The organism is Mycolicibacterium sichuanense (assembly GCF_033741125.1).
In the GTDB taxonomy this organism is placed as follows: Bacteria; Actinomycetota; Actinomycetes; order Mycobacteriales; family Mycobacteriaceae; genus Mycobacterium.
This window is the reverse complement of sequence record NZ_JAWQPU010000003.1, coordinates 127,809-150,390: the sequence shown is the minus strand read 5'-3', so window position 1 is coordinate 150,390 and position 22,582 is coordinate 127,809. Positions and strand designations below refer to the sequence as shown.

The following is a 22,582-nucleotide window of genomic DNA, read 5'->3' as shown; positions in this document are numbered from 1 at the left end:
CGACGATGACGAACGCGCACGCGTGGAGCACGATGACACCTGCCGCTCTCCCGCGCCGAGGGTTCCTCCGCACCGCCGCGCTGGCCGGTTTCGCCCTCGGCGGAGCAGGATTGGCGTCCGCGTGCGGTGGTGGCGGCTCCTCCGGACAGTCGAGCAAGAGCCCGTCGGATGGCTCCAGGTTCGGAACCGTTGCGGTGCAACTGTCCTGGATCAAGAACATCGAGTTCGCCGGTGAGTACTTCGCGCTGGACAAGGGCTACTACAAGGATGCCGGCTTCGGCCAGGTCGACCTCGTCGCGGGAGGCGCGGCGGGCACCGGTGTCGAGGCCGGCCTCGACACCGGCAAGATCTGGATCGGGATGTCGGCACCCCAGCTCACCGCGCCCGCGGTGCTCAACGGGCTGCCGGCAAAGATCGTCGGTGCGACCTACCAGAAGAACCCGTTCGCCATCGTCAGCTCGGCGGCCAAGCCCATCATCACGCCGCAGGACATGGTGGGCAGGAAGATCGGCGTCCAGGACAGCAATCAGCTGGTCTTCGGCGCCCTGCTCGACGCCAACGGCATCGACGCGAAGTCGATCACGGTGGTGCCGGCTCAATTCGACCCGACCCCGCTGGCCAACGGCGAGGTCGACGGCTGGGTCAGTTACGTGACCAATGAGCCGATCACGTTGGCCGCCAAGGGGTTTGCCAACCACGCGATGCTCTTCGCCGACTACAAGCTGCCCTTGGTCGCCGAGACGTTCACCGTCAAGCAGGACACCATCGACAACGAGCGCGACAAGCTCAAGGCGTTCCTGCTGGCCGAGATCAGGGGCTGGAAGGACGCCGTCGCGGATCCGGCCGAATCGGCCCGGCTGGCCGCCCAGGTCTACGGCAAGGACCAGAATCTGGACGTCGCCGAACAGATCGAGGAGGCGAAGGCCCAGGTCGGGCTGGTGGTCAGCGAGGACACCAAGACCAACGGGCTGTTCACCATGACCAAGAGTCTGATCGACGAGAACATCGCCGCGCTCAAGGCCGCCAAACTCGACATCGCCGCCGCCGATCTGTTCGACCTGTCGGTGCTCGAAGAGGTCTATACCGAGCATCCCGACCTGCGGATCTGACGAAGGCGCCTACCCCTTCTTGACCTTGTGCACCTGCTTGCGGAGTCCGTCGGTGGCGGATTCGAGGCCGCCCTTCATCGCTCGCTTCATCACGAAACCGGGGATGGGAACCGCCGGGTCGACGGTTATCTCGAACCGCACCTTGGTCTTGTCGCCGTCCGGGGTCAGCGTGTAGGTGGCGTCCTGGGTCTTGAGTTGGCCCGAGCTCACCAGCACCCAGCTGACGGTGAGGTCGTTCCAGGTGTAGTCGACGACCTGCTCGTCGGAGATGCCCATCGTCTTCAGCTTCAGCTTGACTCGGTGCGGCCTGCCGTTCTCGTCGGTGTCGACGATCTCGGCTCCCTGGTGCTGTGAGGACCAGTCCGGTGCCGACGTCACGTCGGCGATCACGTCGAGGACTTGTTCGGGGGTGGCGTCGATGACCACTTCGCGCGAATCGGTGATTGCCATGCCCGTGAGAGTAGCCAGCGCGAGCCACCCGCCGAACCCTTTCCGGACGCTTTCACCGGCTTGCCTGCCGATCATCCGTCATCGGCCGCATTCGGCTCCGTCCTGCGCCGTTCACCCGGGAGTGACAGCATCGACCCGTGGCCCCGACCTACCCAGAGACGAACACCTCCGAGAACGCGCAGACCATCGCCTACCCGGCGGATGGCGCGCGCCCGCACCGTCGCGACGTCGACGCACTCGCACCCCATGTGATCGTGTTGTTCGGCGCGACGGGCGACCTCGCCAAGCGCAAGCTGCTTCCCGGCATGGCCTATCTGGTGCAGTCGGCGTTGGCGCCGGAGATCCGCGTCGTGGGCACGTCGCTGGAGAGCCTCACCGACGACGAGTTCCGCTCGATCACGAAGGAGGCCGTCGACGCGTTCGGCACCCACAAGTTGACCGACGAGCAGTGGGCGAGCTTCGCCAAGCGGATCACCTACGTGCCGCAGGGCGACGGGCCTCAGGCCCTTGCCGCGGCGGTCGCGGCAGCCGAAGCCGAGCTGGGCCCCGAAGTGCGCCGACTGCACTATCTCTCGGTGCCGCCGAAGGCTGCTCGGGCCGTGATCACGATGCTGCGCGACGCAAATCTGGTCGAGCGGTCCCGGGTGGTGATGGAGAAGCCGTTCGGCACCGACCTGGCCAGCGCCATCGAGCTCAATGACTTCGTGCACCAGACCTTCCGGGAACGGCAGATCTTCCGCATCGACCACTTCCTCGGCAAGGAGGCGGCTCAGAACATCCTGGCCTTCCGCTTCGCCAACGGCCTCTTCGAACCGATCTGGAACCGCAACTTCATCGATCACATCCAGATCGACATCCCCGAGACGCTGGGACTCGACCAGCGGGCCAACTTCTACGAGAGCACCGGCGCCTTCAAGGACATGGTCGTCACGCATCTGCTGCAGGTGATGGCCTTCGTGGTGATGGAACCGCCGACGGCCCTGGAGCCCCGCGCCATCAGCGAGGAGAAGAACAAGGTCTTCCGGTCGATGCTGCCCATCGACCGCAACGACGTGGTCCGCGGCCAGTACACCGGGTACCGCAGCGAGAACGGCGTGGCGCGCGACTCCGACACCGAGACCTTCATCGCGCTCAAGGTCGGCATCGACAACTGGCGGTGGGCGGGGGTACCCGTGTACCTGCGCACCGGCAAGCGGATGGCCGAGGGCATGCGCATCATCTCGATCGCGTTCAAGGAAGCGCCGCGGACGATGTTCCCGGCCGGCTCGGGCGTCGGCTCTCAGGGACCCGACCACCTGACCTTCGACCTGGCCGACGCCTCGAAGGTGTCGCTGTCCTTCTACGGCAAGCGCCCAGGACCCGGGATGAAGCTGGACAAGATGTCGATGCAGTTCTCCACCCAGGAGACCGAGTCGCTCGGTGACGTATTGGAGGCGTACGAGCGGTTGATCCTCGACGCGATGCGCGGTGACCACACCCTGTTCACCACCGCCGAGGGCATCGAATCCCTCTGGGAGCGTTCGGCGCAACTGCTGGACGACCCGCCGCCGGTGAAGTCCTACCAGCCGGGCACCTGGGGGCCGAACGCCATCCACCAGCTGATCGCGCCCAACGCCTGGCGGCTGCCCTTCGAACGGGTGTGGCGCGAGAAGAAGTAGGCTCGACCTCCATGAGTGATTCGGTGGATCCCAGCGTCCCCCCGAGCGGCACCGGCTGCGTCGAATGCGAGGCCGCCGGCGGGTGGTGGGTACATCTGCGGCGGTGCACGGCGTGCGGGCACATCGGCTGCTGTGATGACTCGCTGGCCCGCCACGCCGCCGCGCACTGGCGCTCGACGGGACACCCGATCATCCGCTCGTTCGAACCCGGCGAGGACTGGTTCTGGAATTACGAGGACAACCAGTACTACGACGGTCCCGAACTCGCGCCGCCGGAAAGCCATCCGGTCTCCCAGACCGTACCGGGTCCGCATGAGCGCGTGCCGAAGGACTGGATGGCACGACTGCAGCGCCGAGGCGACTGACCGGCGGTGGTGAAGGCCGGAGGCGACAGTACCGTCACCGTGCTGGTCGCGTTCGGCGCGAACCTGGCGGTGGCCCTGGCGAAGAGCTTTGCAGCCGCAGTATCCGGATCGGCGTCGATGACCGCCGAGGCTGCCCATTCGTGGGCCGACACCGGCAACGAGATCTTCCTGCTGATCGCCAATCGGCGCAGCGTCCGGGAGGCCGACGAGCACCGGCCGCTCGGCTACGGACGCGAAGCGTACGTGTGGTCACTGCTGGCCGCGGTCGGCCTGTTCGTCGTCGGCGCCGCGCTGTCGGTCTGGCGTGGCGTCACCGAGCTGCTGCACGGTGACTCAGCCGCCGAGGACTACCGGATCGCCTATCTGGTGCTGGCGATCGCGTTCGTCCTGGAGGGCGCATCACTGTTGCAATCCTGGCGCCAATTGAGCAGGGACGCCGATACTTTCGAGAGTGACGTACTCCAGTACGCGTTCGAGACCTCGGACCCGACGGTGCGCGCGGTGTTCGCCGAGGACAGCGCGGCACTGATCGGCATCGCCATCGCGTTCGTGGGCATCCTGCTGCACCAACTCACCGGCGACGTGGTCTGGGACGCCCTCGGGTCGATCCTGGTCGGGGTGGTGCTGGGCGTGGTGGCGGTGGTGCTGATCAACCGCAACCGCATCTTCCTCACCGGGGAGGCCGGTCCGGTGCGACTGCAGAACGCCCTCGCCGAAGAGCTGGCAAGCTATCCCGAGGTTGCCTCGGTGCGCTTCCTGCGCCCTGAATTCATCGGCCCCAAGCAGATTTTCGTCATCGCCAGCGTCGACCTGGTCGGTGATGCCGTGGAGTCCTCCATCGCCCGCACCCTGCGCACCCTCGAACATCGCTTCGAGGATGCGGTGCCCGAGATCACCGAGGCCGTGCTCACGGTTTCCGAGCCCGACGAACCGGGTAACTCGCCCTCCGTGAGCACAGAACCCAAGACCAGCGAATCCGACTCGGGCCCCGAGGGTGCCGAGGACGTCCAGAGCGATCCCGCCAAGGGTGCCGAGGACCGGACCGATTGGTCCGACGAGGGCGGCGCAACCCCCGACGAGGACTAGCGCGCGTCGGCGATCGCCTGCGTCGCCGCGTCGTAGCCGGGGATGAACGTGATCCCGGGTCCACCGTGGCAGCCGGCGCTGCCCAGGTAGAGGCCCTCGACGGGGATGGGCTGACCGGGAAAGCCCTTGGGCCCAGGCCTGTTGGGGCCCATCTGTTCGGGATGGATGAGGCCGTGACAATAGTCCCCGCCCGGCGCGCCGAACATCGTGCCCATGTGCCGTGGAGTGAACGTGGTGTGCCGAATGATCTTCGATTCGAAGTCCGGTGCGACGCGGGCGATCTTCTCGATCACCCGGCGGCCCATCTGCACCTTCAGATCGCCGTAGGACGCCTTGTCGTACGTGATCGGGAACCACATCGAGAAGGCCGACATCGCGTGCTTGCCGGGAGGCGCCAAACCGGGGTCGTGAACCGATGGGAATTGCGTGGCCACCGCCGGGTCGGCAGGCACGATCCCGCACCGGCTGTCCTCCCACTGCCGCTGCAGCTCCTCGGGTGTGCTGAACAGGCCGATGGCCGACTGCATCCCGGGGTCGTTGAGCATGTCGTACGGTGCGGCGAAGGTGGGCATCCCGTCCAGCGCGAAGTGCATCTGCAGGTAGCTGCCACGGTGGTCGACGCGGGCGAACCGATCGCGCACCTCCGACGGCAGGACATTCGGGTCCATCAACTTCGTCACGGTCAGGTCGGGCGCCAGACCGGACACGACGACCGGCGCCGCGATGGTGGAGCCGTCCACCAGTCGCACGCCGGCCACCCTGCCGTCGGTCACCACGATCTGCTCGACGGTGCTGCGCAACCTCAGCTCGCCGCCGCCGGCGGTCAGCAGGTCGACGAGATGCGCGGTGAGAGAACCAATTCCACCCCGCAGCTTCTTCATCAAGGTGGCGTTCTCGTCGGGCATCGCCAGGCCGAATGCCAGGGCAGCCGCGCTTCCCGGCGTCTCCGGACCGCGATAGGTGGTGTTGACGGCCAGGAACGCGAGCATCCCACGCAGGGCGCCATGCTTCTCGGCGTCGGGGAGGTACCGGTTCAACACGTCGGTGACCGAACCGAACAGCATGTCACTGACGGCCGAGCGCTCGAATTCATTGTGCGCACAAGCGAACATCTCGTCGAACGTCTTGGCGGGCACGCCTGCCTCGAACCGACCGAGCGCACGCGTCGGCGCCTGACTCCAGGCCATCAGCCCCGCCATGCCGTTGACCGCCTCGGCGCCGTGTACGTCGTTCAGGTGGTTGAGCAACCGCAGCGGGTCGGTGTAGTAGACGACGGGCTCGTCACCGATGCCCCGCAGCGAGACCGACATGACGTCGAGGTCGACGGTCGGCAGCGCATCCAGCCCCAGTTCGTGGCTCACGCGCGCCGAGGTGGGGAACTGCAGCGAGCCGGCGATCTCGAACCGGTACCCGTCGAATAGCTCCACGGTGGAAGCCATTCCACCCGCGTAGGTCTTGGCCTCCAGACACAGCGTGTGCAGGCCGGCCCGCTGCAGGAGAGCCGCGGCAGCCAGCCCGTTGTGACCCGCACCGATGACGATCGCGTCGTACTGCGCCATCGCCCGAGGCTGACACGGTGACCGAGTTTTGTCAATATTGACGAAACTTAGTTAGTGTTCGCCGCCGATGCCGGTCGCGACCGTCTCCAAAGCCGTTCGGCACAGCCGGGCGAGCTCGGGGAGGGACCGCTGCTCGTCGACCATCCAGACCTCCATCGCCCCGAACACCGCAGCGGCGATGCACCGGGCGGTGACGGTCACCCGCAGGCGGCCGTCGGTCCCGCGCTGCGGTTCGTGCTCGCGGATCAGGTACTCCTCGACGGCCTCGGCGAAATCGGCCTCCACCTGGCGGATGTGGCGCACGATGCGGTCCGCGTCGAGTTCCCTGGCGCGCAACTCGGCGATCTTGGGCACGGCCTCGGCGTCGCACGGAGCGGCCATCACCGCCGAGTGCACGGCGTCGATCAGCGACTCGTCGGGTCCGCGATCGGCGAGCGCCTTGCGGAACCACTCCAGGCCGGCGTCGTAGTCGACGAATAGCAGATCGTGCTTCGAGGTGAAGTGGCGATAGAAGGTGCGCAGGGAGACCCCGGCGTCGGCGGCGATCTGTTCGGCGGAGGTGTCCTCGACCCCCTGGGCGAGGAACCGCACCAGCGCAGCCTGCCGCAGCGCCTCGCGCGTGCGCTCGCTACGCGCCGTCTGCGCGGGCCGCACCATGTGAGTAAGTTACCCGCCGGCGGGTCGGTTGCCACGTCGCGGTGCGGCCGGCACATCGCGCGTGCATCCGGTCCCGGGATGGAATGCGACGGCCGCCGCGCGGGCGCCCGATGCGTTTCTCGTGGTGGCCAGGGCCGGGATCGAACCGGCGACCTTCCGCTTTTCAGGCGGACGCTCGTACCAACTGAGCTACCTGGCCGGGACGGCACTGACTATCTCGCGTCGCCGTATGGCGACCCTGACGGGACTCGAACCCGCGACCTCCGCCGTGACAGGGCGGCGCGCTAACCAACTGCGCCACAGGGCCTTGCTCTACAACTCCCTTGCGGGCGCTGCGTGTACCCCCAACGGGATTCGAACCCGTGCTACCGCCGTGAAAGGGCGGCGTCCTAGGCCACTAGACGATGGGGGCCTAATCCGAATCACTCCGGGGTACTCACATCGCGCACGCGCTGGGAGCTTCGATAGCTTAGGGTACGGACCCCCAATTCCTCAAACCTGCACCATGGGCCGCTCCCGTGCCAGTGCGCGGCACGGGGCAAGTATCCTGATCGTCCGCGCCCCTATAGCTCAGTTGGTAGAGCTACGGACTTTTAATCCGCAGGTCCCAGGTTCGAGCCCTGGTGGGGGCACCAAAAGGACCATCTAACCGACGTTTATTCGACGGAAATATTCCGGTCCAGGAGGTCCGCAACCTCGCTGTGGATCTTCCCGCGACGCATGTAGGTGTCCATCGTCATCGACACCCTGGAGTGACCCAACTGGTCAGCACCCACCCGAGCTGACATGCCGGCGTCGTCGATCATCGTCGCCACCGACTTCCTGAAACTGTGGCTGGTGACGTCGGGGACGCCGAGATCTCCCCGCACTTTCCGCCACTGCTTGTTGAAGTTGTCGGGGTCACGGCTGGTGCCGACCGACGACGGGAAGATCATCTTCTGCTCACCCCAGAAGTCTCGGCCGCGCCGTTCTTGAAGAACGGCGACCGCGAAGGCTGGGAGCGGAACGGTTCGCGCCGAGGAGACAGTCTTACCACTGTCCAGCCGCCTCAGCCCCTCCCCCGGCACCCGCACCACCTTCCCGGCCACGACGATCGTGCCGCGCTTCTCGTCGTAGTTCTCCCATAGAAGTGCGAGAAGTTCCGATCGCCTCAAGCCAGTTGCAATGAGCATGATGATCGGGTCGACGAGGTCCGCCTTCTGACATTCCTCCGAGGCTCTGATCTTGGCAATGAGCGCGCGTAGCTGATCGACGTCAAGGGCTGGCGCACCCTTTGGCCGGCGGTCGGACTCGATTCGGGACACCTGTGCAATTGGGTTGGAGCCCAGTACATCGTCGAGCACGGCAATCTGGAGCGCTCCCCGCAAAAGTGTCCGACCGTGGCGGGCCATGTTCGCGCCGTGGGCCTTCTTCATTGACCTGATGACAGAGTTCATCCGTCCGGGCGTGGCTTCCCCGACTCGCACAGACTCCGAGAACTTCAGCAGCTTGCGCGCCGCGCTTCGGTATGTGGTCAGTGTGGCCGGTGACTTTCCGGCGTCCTCGAGGAGAGCAAGGTGCTGATCGATCAGCACCGAAATCTTCGTGTCGAGCGACACCTCCCCCGACACTCCCGGGGGCCTTCGATCCTTCAGTGACTCAATGAGTAGGTCCTCGGCAGCGCGGCCGTTGTCGTCATTCTTGCCCGACGATCCCCGGCGCTCAACCGTGCGTGTAACACCATCAGCATCGCGGAACCGGCAGCGCGCCAACCACAGTCCGCCGCCCAGATTGGTGCGGGTGATCTTTCCGCGCTCGCCGATTCTCAGCGGCGGCCTACCTCGCGCCATAGCCGTTCTTCTCTATGTGGTCGGCCAAGAGCTTCACGTAAGTGTTGACTCGGTCGAGCTGGTCCCGCAAATACTCGGCCATCAGTGCGGGCTCTCGGATCTGATTGATTTCACTCGGCCCGTCGATCGCTCCGGCAACGGCCGACCGAAGTACCGACAGCTCCTGCATCTCGGGGCGCATGTCGGTGCGGTGCTTCAACTTCCGCCACTCGGACGCGGTTTCGAAAAACTGCTCGGTGTAGGCCGAATTGGTCGGATGCGGCGGCCACGGCGAGTTCCCGCCGATCCACGACTCCAACCAGGCCCAAGGAATCGGGTCGATGTTCTCGGCGATCTCCAACTGGCTCCCGTCGTTGGGCGTCAGAAGATCAATCACGCTGGTGTTCAGAGCAACTGAGAAAATCAGCAGCTCGGCCGCTGACACCTTCCTCTTTCCACGTTCCACTTCCGACACCGTGGCCACCGACATCGGCGCCCCCAGGTCGCGCAATCGCGCCGATAGGTCCCGCCCGGTCATCTCTCGCGTTCGTCTGGCGCGCTCGATGTTCGTGCCGATCGTCTCCGTTACGTCCACCCCGTCAGACTACCGCTCGCCTTCCGGAAAACCCGGAATCGTGTCCGGTCTTGACAGAACGAGAACAATCCAGTCAGACTATGGATAAGCCAGAATCGGTTCTGTGATTTACAGAGTCGACGTCGGCGAGATCCGAGTGCAGGAGGAAGTCAGACGCCGATCGGGCGCCGGACAGCATTCCCTCGAATCTCCCGCCGGGGCAGCTCGTCGATGTTTGAGAACTACATAGAGAGACCGGGCCGGTAGCGCAGCCCTGTCTGCAATTCCTCTGTTCAACAACGACTGTCGCGATAGGAGGTGAATTCGTAATGACAGAACCACCAGTGCAGTGGCTCACCCGAGCCGAGGTCGCGCAGCGGCTACGAGTGCCCGTCAAGACCCTGGCGATGTGGGCCAGCGGGAAGAAGGGTCCGCCCTACGCGATCTTCGGAAAACACGCCAGATACTCGCTCTCCCAACTCGTCGAGTGGGAGCAAGCGCAGTTCGTCGGCAACGACGTGGCATGAACCGCACCAAAAAAGACGGCTCCGGGGCCGCAATCCCCAGAGCCGTCAGTTTCTAGCACCACCAAACCAACCCGCATGTCACAACTGATTGGAACACCATCATGACTGCACGCAAGCCGAAGAGCAACACCGCCGTCGTGGCGTCATCGGCCGAACTGGCTCCCGTCGAACTCGACCCACCGTCACCCGCGGTCACTCGCTGGATCGAACTCACCGAAAAGGATGTCGTCGTCGACCACGGCGGCGACGCCTCCAAGGTCATTCCCATGCCCCGGCCCGCGTGGTCCGAGCCGTACCGCGACGTCATCGGCCGGTCATGGGCCACCTCCTACTACTGCTCCGAATTCGCAAACATCGCAATCAGGCAAGGAACCTTCGGAGAGAACGACGGAGAGTCGCTCAATCCGGCCAAGATTCAGGTGCGCGCGAAGCTGTGTGGCGACAGCAGCAAGTGGGTCGGCCTCACCCTGCGTGCGATGAACGATGACGAATGGCATACCGCCGGCCTAGGCATAAGGCCCCAGGAAGCAGTCGAGCTCGCCAACGCGCTGCTCGCCGCCGTCGCCATCCTGGACGGTGAACAGTGAAAACCACGACCGCAGCCGACGACCAAGTGTTCGCCGCCCGCTGGGAGATCGACAACGCCCGAGGACATCTCGACACCGCCGCCTGCCAGATCTCCGACGCGGTCGGTTACCTCGACGATGCCCGTCGCGCCCGCGCAGCGGAGATCTTGGACCGCGTCAGCGCCGCACTCGTAGAACTCGACCGACTCCGGAGGGCGCTGTGACCGGCTCCATCGGAACTCGGTTCGACTGGTGGCCGGTGCACCTCTACGTCGAATCGAAAGTGCTAACGGCGTTAGGCAGTTCGCCGACGCCTGGAACGTTGCCGTGGGTCGATCTCGACGACGACGACCCGGCCAAGACCGACGCCGTCCTGCAAGCCGGGGTCTGGTGGGCCGTCGCCGAGGATGCCCACCAGGAGGCGTTGGTCCAGGCGTCTCAGGACGTCGCCGGAGCCGTTGACTGCCAATCCATTGCACGCGGAGTCAAACGGCAGGAATGGCGTCGAACCGCCGGCGTCTACATCCCGAGGGAGGTCGCGTGAACGCCTACGTCCGCGGATACCGAACCGCTGCCAAGCACCTCCTGGCACTCGGGTTGCTGCCCGCCCCGTGCCGCGAGGAGATGCAAGAGCTGTGGGCGAACAACACCGAGGACCGCGCCCTGGTCCGATACATCAGCGAAAGGTGGGAAACCGCGTGACTCAAGACCGGACGGTAGCCGCCCCAACTGGGGCGGCCACCCCCGGCGCCCAGATTCTCGACTCCGTCTGGAACTGGTTGCGCCGCTTCATCGCCGTACCCGACGATCGCGATCTCCTGCTACTCACGCTGTGGATCATCAGCACACACCTCGCCGTCGAGCTCTACACATCACCGCGGTTGCTGATTGACTCCACCATGCCCGGCTCGGGGAAGACCACGGTCCTGGATCACCTCAACAGGCTGGCGTGGAAAGCCGTTCAGGCAGCATCACTGTCCTCCCCGGCACTTCTGGTCCGCATGCTGGAACATGGCGTCCGCACCGTCCTCATCGACGAGGTCGACCGCTCCCTCTCACCCAACAAGCCCGGTGTGGAAGACCTGATCGGCATTCTGAATTCCGGCTACCGCCGAGGTGCCACTCGACCGGTCCTAGTGCCAGAGAAGGGTGGCGGCTGGCTGGTCCGAGAGATGCCGACGTTCGCACCTGTCGCAATGGCAGGCAACAGCCCTCGTCTACCCGACGACACCTTGTCCCGGTCGATCCGCATCTTGCTCATGCCAGACATCGACGGCACGATCGAGGACTCCGACTGGGAGGTCCTCGACCCCGAAGCCGAGGCACTCCACGATCAGATCTGCAGCTTCGCCGACTGTGTTCGCGGAGACATGGCAAGCTTGGTCGTCGACTTGCCAGCGTCTTGCGTGGGGCGCGCAAAGGAGAAGTGGCGCCCACTCAAGCGGGTCGCCGTCGCCGCCGGAGGACGATGGCCGGCTATCGCCGACGAGCTCATTGCCCGCAGCCTGAACGAGGACGCCGACGAGAAGGAAGCCGGCCTGCGTACCCTGCCCCCCGGCATGGTGCTGATGACCGATCTGCACACCATCTGGCCCGAGGAAGACTTCGTTCCGACCAAGGATCTAGTTTCCAAACTGGTACTGCACAACCCCGAATATTGGGGCGCGGGCAGCTCCTACGGCAAACCACTCACCGACACACGGCTCGGACGGATGGTCGCCCAAGCATCGAAGATCACCTCAGCACGCCCAGGTGGGCGGGGACCGCGTGGCTACCACCGCACCGAGTTCGACCAGGTTTGGCACCGGCTCGGCATAGGCCGTTCTGAACCCGGTGCACCCGGTTATCCCGGTGCACCCGGTGCAGACAATAACCAGGTGCACCGGCTTAACCAGGTGCACCGGGTTGAAACCGACTCCCCAGATGAACCTGGTGAACCCGGTATAAACCAGCCGTCACCAGCATCGATGCCTCAGCGACCGGCATACGCCAAGCCGGTGCGCGAACCCCGCGAACGCACGCGCGGTAAGTATCGAGCCCCCACCGGACCCGGTCGCTGCGACACCTGCGGCTGGCACACCGCCACCCAAGGCCACGACCTCGGATGCTCGTCAGCAAATAAGGCATCGGCATGACTACCCGCCGTGTCATCTTCCCCGAGCCCGGGTTTTGGACCCGCAACCAACCACCGAAAGGCATCACCATGACCAATCCCCCGATCGGCAACCCCGACAACCCGCTGACCAAACGGGCCTCGGTGGACGCCGTTCTCCTAGCGCAGGCGTTCCTCCGCGACGATGACACCGGTGCCGGAGTCATCATGAAGAACAGCGACCCCTACAGCGTGGCACTGCAGTTGTGCGGGTTCCTCTTTGCCACGTTCCGCCAATTTGACGTTGACCCGGAGGAACGCCTCGCCATCTGGCTCGACGCCACCCGCGAACAGACCGGGGAGGCAGAGCAGTGACTCTCACCCTGCCGCCGCAGCAGCCCCAGCCCGACCCTCGGGGCTGGTTGGTCTTCACCGCCCTGCTGCCCGACGACTTGCAGCGCGCCGAGGATTCGACGCAGCATGCCGACTTCCACCCCGTGGGCGTGAAGTGGTCCACCGACTACGACGCCGCAATCGACGTCGCGGTCGACTACTTCACCCGCCCCGCCACCGACGCCGAACGGACGTTGCTCACCGCACTGGGGTACGCGGTCCCCGCCGACCTCGCCACCCGCGTGAGCTTCCCGTCACCGCTCGTTCGCCGACGCCGATGGCTGGCACTGGAAACCCAACAGGAGAACCGATCAGCATGACCGAACCCACCGCACCCGAAGCTGCCGACGAAACCGCAGCACCCACCGACGGCGACAAACCGCCCGCCGCGCCCGAGGGTGAGCCGACCCCGAACTCCGAGGCCGCCCGCTACCGCGTCGAACGCAACGAGCTTCGCGCCGAACGCGACGCGCTATCGGAACGCCTCACGGGGTATCAGAAACGCGAATGCGAAGCCGCCGTTGCCAACCTGCTCGACGTCCCCGCCGATCTCTGGGAGATCGGACAAGCTGACGTGACCGTCTTCTACGACGATGACGGCAACCTCAACCACGACGAACTCCTCGCCGCCGCAGGGGCACTCATCGAACAACGCCCCCGCCTGGGGCGCACGCAGGGACCACGTCACCAGAACTTCGGCCAGTACGCGCCAGCACCGCCAGGCAAGTTGGGCTGGGAATCCGTCGTCAAAGGGCAGTAGACTGGACGGTGGAGTTCGGAAAGACGGTAGGACCGAACCGAACTCCACCGCTCGAGTCAGAGGCTCAGCCGCACCAACTCCAGGTGAGTACGCGGAACATCACGTAATCCGTTGCACAACATGCGCGCTCACCATTGGAGTAACTCATGGCATCAACCACCACCGGCTTCGCGCCGATCCTCACCCCCGCCCAGGTCGGCGGACTGGTCATTCAGCCCCTCATCGCGCAGTCCATCGCGGGCAACGTACTGACCCCGATCCCCATCTCCACACACTCCTACCGCGTCCCCCTGGTCACCGCCGACCCGGCCGCATCATGGACCGCCGAAGGTGCCGAGATCACCGCCACCGACGCCACATTGGACGAACTGGACATCACCCCGTCCAAACTCGCCGCCCTGTCGGTCATCAGCCGCGAACTCGCCGACGACTCCACCCCCCAAGCCGCCGAAGCCGTCGGCCAAGGCATCGTCCGCGACCTCGTCCGCAAGGTCGACGCCGCCCTCTTCGCCGCGACCACCACCAACGGACCCGGCGGTCTCGCCGGCCTCTCGGGCATCACCACCGTCTCCGCCGGCACCTCCTACGCCAACGTCGACGCCTTCAGCGATGCCCTCTACACCAGCGCCACCCACAACGGCCAGATCACCGCCTGGGTCACCAACCCCGCCACCGCGCAGACCCTCGCCAAGGTCAAGCAATACACCTCCGGATCGTCGAACGTGCCACTGCTCGGGCCCGACCCGACCGTCCCCGGACAACGCCAGATCCTCGGCGTCCCGCTGCTCACCTCACCCGGTGTGCCGACCACCAACAACGTCGTATGGGGCATCCCGAAGGACTACGCGTACTTCATCATCCGCCAGGACGCACAAGTCGAATCGGACCGCAGCGTGTTCTTCACCTCCGACCGAGTCGCCATCCGAGCCACCCTGCGGGTGGGCTTCGGCTTCCCCAACCCGGCGGCCATCGTCAAGATCGCGACCTCCTGATGCCCGCCCGCAAGCGCACCGCGCCCACCCCCACCACATCAGGCGTCGTCACCGTGACGGTCGTCGAACCCCACCTCGTCTACCACGACGGAGAACAACGAGGCGGAACCATCCACGGCGTCCCGGCCGATACGGCAGCCCACTGGCAGAAACACGGATGGGCCACCATCACCGCGGCCGTCGACACCGCACCCACCGACGCCACCACCGAATAGACCAGCGGCGGCCAAGGGCGTCAAACCGGACGGTTTCGCAACCTTTCTAGCCGGCAAGCACGCGCCACGACGGACCGACTGATACCCGGACCCGAGCACGTAGCTGCGCCCCGCCGCCGCACCCACCAACAGGAGACACGACACTCGATGTCCCAAGCACCACACAGCGGATGGAATGACCTCGCCAACCGCACCGCCTCCAGCAAGCACACCGGCACACGCGCCTTCCAAAAACTCGCCACCACGATCAAGCAACGCGACCACTACCAGTGCCAGATCAACGTCACCGGCATCTGCACCTCCTACGGCGACACCGTCGACCACATCATCCCGATATCGGAACGACCCGACCTCGCCGACGAACCGACCAACCTCCGCGCCGCATGCCGCGCCTGCAACGAGCACAAGGGACGCGCAGAAGATCGGCGTCCATCACGCCGGCCGAGCGTCCAACGCCAGCCTGAGCGCCATCCAGGGCTGCTGTGACCCCCGGGCCTACCACCCCCCACGCCGGGGTGCGCGGAAGCCTAAACGGCTCTGCGGTTCGGGCTCCGTACGACTCTGGGGGTTTTCAACCGCACGCCCGTTGTGGAGCGACTAGGAAGGTTCGACGCTGATGAGAGCACGTTCCACGCCCTGGCGCGTGGTCATGATTCCGTGCGGTTGGTGCGGGAAATACGTCCGGGAACGGCCATCTGGCCGCGAACGCCGCTGGTGCTCGGACGCCTGCAGGATGAAGTCCTACCGGGCACACAAGCGGTCCACCACGGAATCCAGGGTGCAATGTCGTACGTTGGAGGTATACATCGATGGCTGATGGCGGAATTTCGGTTCTGATAGGGGGTTGACCAAAATGGCTGATGTTCGCGACGTTGCGCGCTACATCCTGCACAAGCGCGCCCCCATGTCGGCGATGAAGCTGCAGAAGCTGGTGTACTACTCGCAGGGCTGGCACTTGGCTTTCGACGGCGAACCGCTCTACGACTCCGCTATCGAAGCATGGGCAAATGGGCCGGTGGTTCGGGACCTCTATCGGATGCACCGGGGGCTGTTTCACCTCGGGGAGGCCACCCTTGGTACCTACGATCCCGCCTCGTTGAAGCCAAGTGAAGTAGAGACGATCGACGCCGTCCTTCAGGCCTATGGGGATCTAGATGCCAATCAGCTGAGCAATCTGACGCACACAGAGGCGCCCTGGATCGAGGCGCGCAGCGGGGCGCCAGCTGGAAGACGCAGTGACGCGGAAATCGGCCTTGCCAGCATGCAGGAGTTCTTCGACGCCCTGCTTTCGGTACCCCCGCCCAACTAGTGCCGAAACACGTACCGAGGCCGCATCTACAGGCGCCGGCGATCCCCAAGTGGGTTCCGAGGCCACGAACGTTCGAGCCCCCCAGCAGCGATGGTGGCTTGCGAGTACGGTTCAACGCCGTTGATGTTGGTGGTCCGTGGTGCCTGAGTTCAATTGAATCCGAGCACCATGCTGACTTGTTGAATCGGCTGCGATCGTTTGAGTCAATGAGTGTTGCAGAGCTTTTCGCCCCCGGCAGCGAAGAAGGCAAGCGATATCCGGCCCAGGAACTTCCCAATGTCGACGCGATTTCTCGGCTGGTCGAACTCGAACTTGATGATCAAACCGAGATAGCGCGATTGCGGATCAGCGGCAAGCGTCGCCTGTACGGATTTCTAGCTGAGGGCGGTCAGGATTTCTACGTTCTGTGGTGGGACCCCAATCACGAAATCTGGCCATCTACTCCGCGTAACACTTGACTGCGTCGCCAGCGAGCGCACTCACAGCTCTGTCCGGGGCCGCCCTTAGCTGGATCTCTGGACGGGCAAGTCGTCGCCGCGACCTTCGTCGGCGAGCGCAAGCGCGATCTGCTGTACGCCAAATGCTAGGAAGTGGATCGCGGTCGCCAGTTCGCGAACGTCTGGATCAGCGTGCGATTTCAGGTCCACCACTTTCGACGTCGCAGTCTGGCATTTCTGGATGCCCTCTTGAACGAGCTCTAGTCGGCTACTCAAGTTGACCACGTTCCCCCTTTGTCGAAAACCCGCTTCTACACAAGCGTAGTTGCCAACCGCTTATTCGACGTTTACACCCGAGATCCGATGAGAATCGACGGGTACCTACGCTATCGGAGATGCCGTCAAGAACCTGCCTGATCAGCAGGTTTAGGTCACAGTGGGATCAGTCGAGTCGGTATACCCAGTAATCCGCAGGTCCCAGGTTCGAGCCCTGGTGGGGGCACCACGCGACGTCGGGCCGGTCCACTTCGGAGTGCGACGGCCCGAGCAGCGACCGGGTGGGTGCCCGAACCCGACCATCCCCCGATCTCTTGCTCCGGTACATGTCCTGATCGGCCCGCGACAGGAGTTCCCGGGCCGTCACCCGGGCGCCGCGCGCGGTGCCGACGCTGGCGACGATGCGAATGTCGTGGCCGCCGATGCAGAACGGTTCGGCGAGTACGGCACGGATGCCGTCGGCGACGTCATCGAGTTCGCCGTCATCGGCCAGGTTCTCGTGAATGATCACGAACTCGTCCCCGCCAAGGCGCACGGCGGTGTCGGTGTGCCGGGCGATGCGCATCAGCCTGATGCCGACCTCGCGCAGCAACGCGTCTCCCGCGTCGTGCCCGAACGTGTCGTTGACCTTCTTGAAGTCGTCGAGATCGATGAACAGCACCCCGACGTCGGTACCGGTTCGCCGTGCCGACGCCAGCGCCCGGGTGAGGCGCGCTTCGAGAACGGTCCGATTCGGAAGTCCGGTCAGCGAATCGGTCAACGCCGCCTTCTCCAGCTGCGCGGCGACTTCCTTGCGCGCGGTGATGTCTTGCATTTGCTCCATCACATGGGTGAACCGGCCGGAGGCATCGGGTAGCGCCACGATCGTCCGCAGGCACCACACCGTCGTGCCATCGGAGCGGCGGAACTGCTGTTCGCTCTCGTAGTGAGTGCACCTGCCCGCTTCCACGGCGAGCAGCGCCGGTCCCCTGACGGGGTCGACGGCGAACTGGTGAAGGTGGTGGCCCACCAGTTCGTCGGCGCTGCGACCGAGGAACCGACACAGTGCGGGATTCACCCGCACCAACGGGCCGTCGACGGCACGGACCGCCAACGCGACGGTGGAGTGCTCCATCGCCGCCTCGAACAGACGCACGGCGGAATCGCGGGCCCGTTCGGCCACGACACGGTCGGTGACGTCGCGCCGGGTGGTGATCATCTGGGGTGCGGTGCCCCCGGCGCCCGTCACCACGTCGGCGGTCGTTTCGATCCATCGGTAGGCTCCGTCGGCGTAGCGCATCCGAACCGTCAGTGGCCCCGGCGAGACGCCGCTGTCGATCATCGACCGCCGCCACTGCTCGACGGTGGCCAGGTCCTCGGGATGAACGAGGTCGGTGTCGCGGACGCCGATCAGCTCGTCGGGCTTCATGCCCAGTACTGTGCGTGAAGCCGGCGATGCCCACAGGAAGGTGGAGTCCGCGAGCAGTTGCCAGGCGACCAGGTCCGAACTGTGCTCGGCGATCATCCGGAAGATGCGTTCGGAATCGGCCAACTCCAGTGCGCGGAGTCGCTCTCCCCGGACCGGGCGGAAGGCCACCACCACCCAGGGCGCAGTCCCGTCCGTGCTGGCGAGGGGCACTGCGGTGACCTCGATCCAGACGTAGCGGCCTGGCGCATCGCTACCTGGCCGGTGCACGCCCATGATCGAGCGCCGGACCGGTACGCCAGCGCGCAGCGCTCGCATCGCGGGATGCTGGTCGCCCGACATCGGTCGGCCGAACTCGTCGACGGCGGCCCACCGCGGATCTTGGGAGGTGCGCCCGCGCATCTGATCGAACGACAGACCGAGGATGCGCTGGGCCTGCGACGAAGCCGCCACGAGTTCGCCGTCCGCGCTCTGGACCGCCACCCCCGTGTCCGGGGACAGCCCGGTCAGACCGGCCGCGGCGGTCATGGCGTCGATCGACCGATGGTCGACGCCGGGCGGGACGATCCGCACCGGCAACCTCCTCCCGACTAACCTCCTTTGACTATTGACGGTAACGGCAATAGCGCAGGTGGGCTCGGAGTCTCAGGGCACCGTCACATTTGCGACGGCGAGCGCGCAGCCCAGCGGGTGTTGAAATCATCGTCATCTCGACGACCGCACCGAGCATGGAATCAAGACCGGCGAGAGTCCACGCCGAGCCGCTGCCCTCGGCGCGCAACGTCCACGTCATGCCCACCGACACGAATCACGTTGCGGCCCAATGGTCATCGACCCCGCTTACGCGCAGGACTCCGACGACGAACGGGATGGCGCGACCACGACCCCCTTGAGGTCACGAGTTTTCATACCCCTGGACTGGGTTCTCCGTAGCCCGCCCTACGGACGAAATCGCGGTTACCCTTTCCGCCATGAGATTGGTCGTGGCAGTCCTGGCAGCGCTTCTGGCGTCGATGGCGTGCGCGGCCTGTGGCACCTCGCACGGCGCGTCGGGCTCATCGGTCCTGCGGACCGCGGCGGCCTACCCCACCGCGACCGAGGGCGGTGCCCCCGTCACCCTGGGCGCGGCCACCGTCGCCGCCCAGGAGAACATCGACCGATTCACCGCGGGCGACTTCGCGGGAGTCTGGGAACACATGGCCCAGGACGTCCGCGAGGGCATCAGCCAGGCCGACTTCGTCACCTTCTACCAGACCTGCAAGAAGCCGGGACCACGCCTGGCGGTCACCGGCGTCAACCTCGAACCGGACGGGCAGGCCATCGTCCGCATGGTCAGCCATGGCGTCGAACGCTCGAGATTCATGGTCTACGAGGACGGCGCCTGGAACATGCAGGCCACCGACGACTTCGCCGCCCATCTCGGGCAACCCGTGCAGCAGATCATCGCCGAGGAGAAGGCCGCCGGGCTCTGCGGGAAGTGACGCGTCGTCAGACCTTGGGGCAGTAGTGCATCGGATTGTCCCGCTCGTCGAGTGGCGGCAGGTTGCGCGCCGGCGTCTCGGGCAGCGGCGCGTCGGTGGAAGCGCGCCCGGTGACCCGATCCCACCCGGCCCGGGCCCGCGGGTGCATGCGGCGACGCGGCGGCAGCAGCATGAATGCCACGTGGACCAGCTGGCCGAGCCGCCGGTGCAACCACTCGTCACGCCGGGACCACGTATAGCCCATCAAGTCCCGAATCGGTGGGTCGTACAGGCCCACGGTGAACCAGACGAAGAACGGGGCCACGATCCGTCGCTGCAGGCGCCACATCCAGTCGGGCATCCTCTCGGCCCACGGCGGCTTGGGCAGCTCGGACAGATCCAACACGGCCCTCGCGGCGAAGTTGTCCTCCAGTACCTCGGTGCACATGTGGCGCCAGTACTCCTGAAAGTCCTCCCAGGTCTTCGGCACCGGACGCATGCTCATCCCGTACATGCGGTACCACTGAACGTGCTCGTCGAACAGCTGACGCTTCTCGGCCTCGGTGATGCCGCCGCACAACCGCTCCGCCACGATGAGGGTCCCGACGAAGAACGTGGAATGCGCCCAGTAGAAGACGTCGGGGTTGAGCGCGTGATACCGACGGCCTTGCGCGTCAACGCCTTTGATGCCGGTGTGGTACTCCCGGACCTCGGCGCCCGTGCGCGGTGCGCGATCGGTGTCGAAGACGACCCCCCCGATCGGGTACAGCGACCGCAGCAGCCGCGGCCAGCGTTCGCGGAAGAACGTGGAGTGCTCCTCGACCGCGGCGCCTAGCTGCGGATGCATGTTCTGCATCGACCCGGCCCACGGCCCCTGCAGCAGCCCCCGCCAATCGCCGAAGTACTTCCACGTCAACGAGTCGGGTCCAAGCGGAGTCGGTGGCGCGTCGTACCCGCCAGGTGCCACGGGGCAGCCGGAGTCGATCATCCGCTCGCCCGGCTCCTGGCTCGCGGCGGCCAGCGGCTGCGCTCCGCTGGTCACCGGACACGCCTCGGACGTATCTTGAGTCACTGGTGACCTTCCCTGGGGACCGACGAACATTTCTGACTACGAACGTTGTCAACAGAGCTTAGGAGCGAAGTGCCTTCCGGTCAACGACGGGGCCGCTGGACAGGCGTGCCCCTGCAGGATCGCCAGACGCTCAGACGCGACGAACTCATCGCGGCTGGAGTGAACCTCCTTGGCGGACAGGACGGTTCGGCGCTGACCGTGCGCGGCGTGTGTCGGGTCGCCGGACTCACCGAGCGCTACTTCTACGAGAGCTTCGACGACAGGGACGAGTTCGTCCGCGCCGTCTACGACCACGTGTGCAGCACCGCGATGACGGCGCTGACGTCCTCGACGACGCCGCGGGATGCCGTCGAGAGGTTCGTCGCCCTGATGGTCGACGATCCGGTACGCGGACGCGTCCTGCTGATCGCACCCGAGCGCGAACCGGTCCTGACCAAGTCCGGCGCCGAGTGGATGCCCAGCTTCATCGAGCTGCTGCAGCACAAGCTGACACGCATCACCGACCCCGTCACTCAGGCAATGGCGGCGACGGGTCTGGTCGGCGCGTTGACGGCGCTGTTCACGGCCTACCTCGACGGCAGACTGGCGGCCACCCGTGAGCAGTTCATCGACTATTGCGTCGACATGCTGCTCGGGCGGGTGTCAAGCCACTAGCTACGCCTTTGGCGCGCCGGGCGTCTGGTCGGTGCCGGCGAGCTGATCGGCCTCGTTCTGCTGGGCAGCGGCCTGGGCCGCAGCCGCGTCGGCGGCGGCCTTGGCCGTCCGGCCCTCCTCGCTGCCGACCGACGCACCCGGCGAGGTGGCCGTGGCGTACCCGCCGTTGCAGTTCAAGTAGAACTGCACGGTGTTGGAGACGTGGGAACCGTCGTTCGCGCTGGCGAAGGGCGCGTTCTGCGAGCGTTCGACGATGCAGTCGTCCTGGCTGAGCTTGTCGCCGAACCGGGCCGCCACGACGACGGTCTGGTTGGACTTGCTCGCCGCTGCAGACGCATCGGAATACTTCTGGCCGGCGTAATCGTCCGCGGACGCGACGGCGCCGCCGAGCAGCGCCGAGACGGCCAGCGCGCCAATGGCGCCGGAACCAACAACGATGAGCTTCTTCACGTAATAGCCCTACCTGTCCGCGGAGTCACAATGGCTTGCTCGCGGGATAGTACCGCTGGGCCATCGACTACGCAGCACACTCGTGGCAGCTGCTCAGTGAGCGAAGAGCTAGGGGTAACGCGGGGTTTACTCGCCGGCCTGCTGAGCGTCGGTGGCAGCGAGTTGCCCGTCCTCGGCCTGCTGCGCGGCGGCGGCCTGCTGGGCTTCCTGCTGCTGCTTTGCTGCCAGATCGGCCTGGTAGATCTTCTGCCCCTCGGGGCTTTGCAGCGAGAATCCCGGCCACAGCGCGGTCGAGTACTTCGCGTAGCAGTTCAGGTTGACGTTGACCTTGCCGCCGGACTGGTTGCCGAACCCGTCGAGGCCAGCCGCGGGCGTGGCGCTCGTCACGATGCAGCTGTCCCAATCCTTGCGATCCCCAACGGTGGTGGCGACGACCGGCGTCTTACCCTGTTGGCTCAGCGCGGCCTTGGCATCCTTGTAGGTTTGCCCGACGACGCCGTCATCAGCCGACGCGATTCCTCCGCCAAGGGCGATGGCCACCGCGGAAGCGCCAAGAACACCGGCGCCGGCAACGAGGATCTTCTTCACTGGTGAGGAGCCTTTCGTCATCGCTTGGGCGCAACGCCGGCGAAGGGGGTTAGCCAAGGAGGGTTTACGGTGCGGCCGATACTACCCTTTCCTCGCGGTTTCCTGTGAGGCGAATGACCC

29 protein-coding genes and 4 tRNA genes are annotated in these 22,582 nt (G+C 65.6%); 21 read left to right on the top strand and 12 right to left on the bottom strand.

Features of this window, described 5'->3' with window-relative positions; translation table 11 throughout:
• Positions 1 to 5: 5 nt before the first annotated feature.
• Positions 6 to 1,109, top strand: coding sequence for an ABC transporter substrate-binding protein (locus SBI80_RS11145; RefSeq protein WP_318974573.1), 1,104 nt, complete (start codon positions 6 to 8; stop codon positions 1,107 to 1,109).
• A 9-nt stretch (positions 1,110 to 1,118) separates the two neighbouring features.
• Here SBI80_RS11145 and SBI80_RS11140 read toward each other — a convergent pair whose 3' ends face one another.
• The gene (locus SBI80_RS11140) at positions 1,119 to 1,559 is read right to left on the bottom strand and encodes an SRPBCC family protein (RefSeq protein ID WP_318974571.1); all 441 of its coding nucleotides are present in this window, start codon (positions 1,557 to 1,559) and stop codon (positions 1,119 to 1,121) included.
• Positions 1,560 to 1,696: 137 nt separating this feature from the next.
• On the opposite strand from SBI80_RS11140, the gene zwf reads away from it, so the two are divergent.
• Genes zwf through SBI80_RS11125 form a run of 3 tightly spaced genes read left to right on the top strand, consistent with a single transcriptional unit; the run spans position 1,697 to position 4,668 of the window.
• Positions 1,697 to 3,217, top strand: a complete 1,521-nt coding sequence (zwf, locus tag SBI80_RS11135; protein WP_318974570.1) for a glucose-6-phosphate dehydrogenase — start codon at positions 1,697 to 1,699, stop codon at positions 3,215 to 3,217.
• A gap of 11 nt (positions 3,218 to 3,228) precedes the next feature.
• Complete coding sequence (locus SBI80_RS11130; RefSeq protein WP_318974568.1) at positions 3,229 to 3,582, top strand: UBP-type zinc finger domain-containing protein; 354 nt, start codon at positions 3,229 to 3,231, stop codon at positions 3,580 to 3,582.
• A 6-nt stretch (positions 3,583 to 3,588) separates the two neighbouring features.
• Positions 3,589 to 4,668: a cation diffusion facilitator family transporter gene (locus tag SBI80_RS11125; protein ID WP_318974566.1), complete on the top strand. Its 1,080-nt coding sequence runs from the start codon at positions 3,589 to 3,591 to the stop codon at positions 4,666 to 4,668.
• Here the strand turns inward: SBI80_RS11125 and SBI80_RS11120 are convergent.
• From SBI80_RS11120 to SBI80_RS11100, 5 genes are all read right to left on the bottom strand, one after another.
• The gene (locus tag SBI80_RS11120) at positions 4,665 to 6,227 is read right to left on the bottom strand and encodes a phytoene desaturase family protein (protein WP_318974565.1); all 1,563 of its coding nucleotides are present in this window, start codon (positions 6,225 to 6,227) and stop codon (positions 4,665 to 4,667) included. The two genes, SBI80_RS11125 and SBI80_RS11120, sit on opposite strands and share 4 nt — an antisense overlap.
• Positions 6,228 to 6,278: 51 nt before the next feature.
• A complete protein-coding gene (locus SBI80_RS11115; protein WP_318974564.1) occupies positions 6,279 to 6,884 on the bottom strand; it encodes a TetR/AcrR family transcriptional regulator in 606 nt (201 codons plus the stop codon).
• 122 nt (positions 6,885 to 7,006) lie between these two features.
• A tRNA-Phe gene (locus tag SBI80_RS11110) sits at positions 7,007 to 7,083 on the bottom strand.
• Positions 7,084 to 7,114: 31 nt separating this feature from the next.
• Positions 7,115 to 7,191 (bottom strand) — tRNA-Asp (locus SBI80_RS11105).
• A 32-nt stretch (positions 7,192 to 7,223) separates the two neighbouring features.
• Positions 7,224 to 7,296 (bottom strand) — tRNA-Glu (locus SBI80_RS11100).
• Positions 7,297 to 7,443: 147 nt separating this feature from the next.
• Here SBI80_RS11100 and SBI80_RS11095 point away from each other — a divergent pair.
• Positions 7,444 to 7,519, top strand: a tRNA-Lys gene (locus SBI80_RS11095).
• Between the two features lie 21 nt (positions 7,520 to 7,540).
• Here the strand turns inward: SBI80_RS11095 and SBI80_RS11090 are convergent.
• Both SBI80_RS11090 and SBI80_RS11085 read right to left on the bottom strand, forming a co-directional pair.
• Positions 7,541 to 8,713 (bottom strand): site-specific integrase, encoded by a 1,173-nt coding sequence (locus tag SBI80_RS11090; RefSeq protein ID WP_318974563.1) that lies wholly within the window; start codon positions 8,711 to 8,713, stop codon positions 7,541 to 7,543.
• Positions 8,700 to 9,287, bottom strand: coding sequence for a helix-turn-helix domain-containing protein (locus SBI80_RS11085; RefSeq protein ID WP_318974561.1), 588 nt, complete (start codon positions 9,285 to 9,287; stop codon positions 8,700 to 8,702). Before SBI80_RS11085 ends, SBI80_RS11090 begins: the two co-directional genes overlap by 14 nt.
• 308 nt (positions 9,288 to 9,595) lie before the next feature.
• Between SBI80_RS11085 and SBI80_RS11080 the strand changes: the two genes are divergently transcribed.
• The 14 genes from SBI80_RS11080 to SBI80_RS11015 all read left to right on the top strand — a co-directional run bounded on the left by SBI80_RS11080 (position 9,596) and on the right by SBI80_RS11015 (position 16,578).
• Positions 9,596 to 9,793 (top strand): helix-turn-helix domain-containing protein, encoded by a 198-nt coding sequence (locus tag SBI80_RS11080; RefSeq protein ID WP_318974560.1) that lies wholly within the window; start codon positions 9,596 to 9,598, stop codon positions 9,791 to 9,793.
• A 101-nt stretch (positions 9,794 to 9,894) separates the two neighbouring features.
• The gene (locus SBI80_RS11075) at positions 9,895 to 10,380 is read left to right on the top strand and encodes a hypothetical protein (RefSeq protein WP_318974559.1); all 486 of its coding nucleotides are present in this window, start codon (positions 9,895 to 9,897) and stop codon (positions 10,378 to 10,380) included.
• Complete coding sequence (locus SBI80_RS11070; protein WP_318974558.1) at positions 10,377 to 10,583, top strand: hypothetical protein; 207 nt, start codon at positions 10,377 to 10,379, stop codon at positions 10,581 to 10,583. The genes SBI80_RS11075 and SBI80_RS11070 overlap by 4 nt, the downstream gene beginning before the upstream one ends.
• A gap of 35 nt (positions 10,584 to 10,618) precedes the next feature.
• Complete coding sequence (locus tag SBI80_RS11065) at positions 10,619 to 10,903, top strand: DUF2742 domain-containing protein (RefSeq protein WP_489685602.1); 285 nt, start codon at positions 10,619 to 10,621, stop codon at positions 10,901 to 10,903.
• Positions 10,900 to 11,061 (top strand): hypothetical protein, encoded by a 162-nt coding sequence (locus SBI80_RS11060; protein ID WP_318974555.1) that lies wholly within the window; start codon positions 10,900 to 10,902, stop codon positions 11,059 to 11,061. Before SBI80_RS11065 ends, SBI80_RS11060 begins: the two co-directional genes overlap by 4 nt.
• Entirely contained in the window at positions 11,058 to 12,494 is a 1,437-nt protein-coding gene (locus tag SBI80_RS11055; RefSeq protein WP_318974553.1) for a DUF3631 domain-containing protein, read from the top strand. Before SBI80_RS11060 ends, SBI80_RS11055 begins: the two co-directional genes overlap by 4 nt.
• The gene (locus SBI80_RS11050) at positions 12,491 to 12,826 is read left to right on the top strand and encodes a hypothetical protein (protein ID WP_318974552.1); all 336 of its coding nucleotides are present in this window, start codon (positions 12,491 to 12,493) and stop codon (positions 12,824 to 12,826) included. The genes SBI80_RS11055 and SBI80_RS11050 overlap by 4 nt, the downstream gene beginning before the upstream one ends.
• On the top strand, positions 12,823 to 13,164 hold the full coding sequence (locus tag SBI80_RS11045; protein WP_318974550.1) for a hypothetical protein: 342 nt from the start codon (positions 12,823 to 12,825) through the stop codon (positions 13,162 to 13,164). The genes SBI80_RS11050 and SBI80_RS11045 overlap by 4 nt, the downstream gene beginning before the upstream one ends.
• A complete protein-coding gene (locus tag SBI80_RS11040; RefSeq protein WP_318974548.1) occupies positions 13,161 to 13,604 on the top strand; it encodes a hypothetical protein in 444 nt (147 codons plus the stop codon). Before SBI80_RS11045 ends, SBI80_RS11040 begins: the two co-directional genes overlap by 4 nt.
• Positions 13,605 to 13,750: 146 nt before the next feature.
• On the top strand, positions 13,751 to 14,596 hold the full coding sequence (locus tag SBI80_RS11035) for a phage major capsid protein (RefSeq protein WP_318974546.1): 846 nt from the start codon (positions 13,751 to 13,753) through the stop codon (positions 14,594 to 14,596).
• Positions 14,596 to 14,811, top strand: a complete 216-nt coding sequence (locus SBI80_RS11030; protein WP_318974545.1) for a hypothetical protein — start codon at positions 14,596 to 14,598, stop codon at positions 14,809 to 14,811. Before SBI80_RS11035 ends, SBI80_RS11030 begins: the two co-directional genes overlap by 1 nt.
• A 147-nt stretch (positions 14,812 to 14,958) precedes the next feature.
• Positions 14,959 to 15,297, top strand: coding sequence for an HNH endonuclease (locus tag SBI80_RS11025; RefSeq protein ID WP_318974542.1), 339 nt, complete (start codon positions 14,959 to 14,961; stop codon positions 15,295 to 15,297).
• Between the two features lie 367 nt (positions 15,298 to 15,664).
• The gene (locus SBI80_RS11020) at positions 15,665 to 16,120 is read left to right on the top strand and encodes a Panacea domain-containing protein (RefSeq protein ID WP_318974541.1); all 456 of its coding nucleotides are present in this window, start codon (positions 15,665 to 15,667) and stop codon (positions 16,118 to 16,120) included.
• 206 nt (positions 16,121 to 16,326) lie between these two features.
• The gene (locus SBI80_RS11015; protein WP_318974540.1) at positions 16,327 to 16,578 is read left to right on the top strand and encodes a hypothetical protein; all 252 of its coding nucleotides are present in this window, start codon (positions 16,327 to 16,329) and stop codon (positions 16,576 to 16,578) included.
• A gap of 421 nt (positions 16,579 to 16,999) precedes the next feature.
• On the opposite strand, the gene SBI80_RS11010 is transcribed toward SBI80_RS11015, so the two are convergent.
• Positions 17,000 to 18,811: a sensor domain-containing protein gene (locus SBI80_RS11010; RefSeq protein WP_318974538.1), complete on the bottom strand. Its 1,812-nt coding sequence runs from the start codon at positions 18,809 to 18,811 to the stop codon at positions 17,000 to 17,002.
• Between the two features lie 398 nt (positions 18,812 to 19,209).
• Between SBI80_RS11010 and SBI80_RS11005 the strand changes: the two genes are divergently transcribed.
• The gene (locus tag SBI80_RS11005; protein ID WP_318974537.1) at positions 19,210 to 19,719 is read left to right on the top strand and encodes a hypothetical protein; all 510 of its coding nucleotides are present in this window, start codon (positions 19,210 to 19,212) and stop codon (positions 19,717 to 19,719) included.
• Positions 19,720 to 19,726: 7 nt separating this feature from the next.
• On the opposite strand, the gene SBI80_RS11000 is transcribed toward SBI80_RS11005, so the two are convergent.
• Positions 19,727 to 20,770: an oxygenase MpaB family protein gene (locus SBI80_RS11000; RefSeq protein ID WP_318974536.1), complete on the bottom strand. Its 1,044-nt coding sequence runs from the start codon at positions 20,768 to 20,770 to the stop codon at positions 19,727 to 19,729.
• A gap of 69 nt (positions 20,771 to 20,839) precedes the next feature.
• On the opposite strand from SBI80_RS11000, the gene SBI80_RS10995 reads away from it, so the two are divergent.
• Positions 20,840 to 21,424: a TetR/AcrR family transcriptional regulator gene (locus SBI80_RS10995; RefSeq protein ID WP_318974535.1), complete on the top strand. Its 585-nt coding sequence runs from the start codon at positions 20,840 to 20,842 to the stop codon at positions 21,422 to 21,424.
• Here the strand turns inward: SBI80_RS10995 and SBI80_RS10990 are convergent, their stop codons facing one another.
• Both SBI80_RS10990 and SBI80_RS10985 read right to left on the bottom strand, forming a co-directional pair.
• Entirely contained in the window at positions 21,425 to 21,874 is a 450-nt protein-coding gene (locus tag SBI80_RS10990; protein ID WP_318974534.1) for a hypothetical protein, read from the bottom strand.
• 126 nt (positions 21,875 to 22,000) lie between these two features.
• Positions 22,001 to 22,462, bottom strand: a complete 462-nt coding sequence (locus tag SBI80_RS10985) for a hypothetical protein (protein ID WP_318974533.1) — start codon at positions 22,460 to 22,462, stop codon at positions 22,001 to 22,003.
• Between the last annotated feature and the right edge of the window lie 120 nt (positions 22,463 to 22,582).